The organism is Agaribacillus sp. DX54 (assembly GCF_056858335.1).
Genome location: NZ_JBXEQE010000143.1, coordinates 1 through 365 on the forward strand (window position 1 = coordinate 1; position 365 = coordinate 365).

The window sequence follows — 365 nt, forward strand, 5'->3', positions numbered from 1 at the left end:
GCCAGCACCGTCTCTCGTTTCTTGACAATCTGAGGATCAAAGCTACTTTGACGATCCTGTGGGGTTTCGATGGCAAAGGAGCCTGTAGAGCTCTTGATGGTTTTTTTCCCTTTCCCGTTTCGTTTGTTCCCCACCTCACGCTTCTGTTCATCCAGATGCTCGCTCATCTCCGCTTAAAGCGCTGACTCCAGGAATTGTTTTAACATCGGTGCGAAAGCCCCGTCTTTACCAAATAGTGGCTTGCCTGTTTTGAATTGCTCTAAGGCTTTCTTTTGTAATTCGTTTAATTCTTCTTGTGTCATTTCTGTTCTAAGTTAGATATTATTTTTATGCTTTAACTTAGACAGACTTTAATTTACACTCTC

2 protein-coding genes are annotated in these 365 nt (G+C 42.5%); both read right to left on the minus strand.

All coding sequences use genetic code 11. The features are described from left to right. Positions 1-167 (minus strand): transposase (locus AC04NP_RS30720; protein WP_482863958.1); only part of this gene is annotated, 167 nt, incomplete at its 3' end. 6 nt (positions 168-173) lie between these two features. Beyond that, complete coding sequence (locus AC04NP_RS30725) at positions 174-302, minus strand: hypothetical protein (RefSeq protein WP_482863957.1); 129 nt, start codon at positions 300-302, stop codon at positions 174-176. Between the last annotated feature and the right edge of the window lie 63 nt (positions 303-365).

Coding starts and splice junctions, on each gene's coding strand:
- AC04NP_RS30725 (WP_482863957.1), bottom strand. CDS start 302: ATGACACAAGAAGAATTAAACGAATTACAAAAGAAAGCCTTAGAGCAA.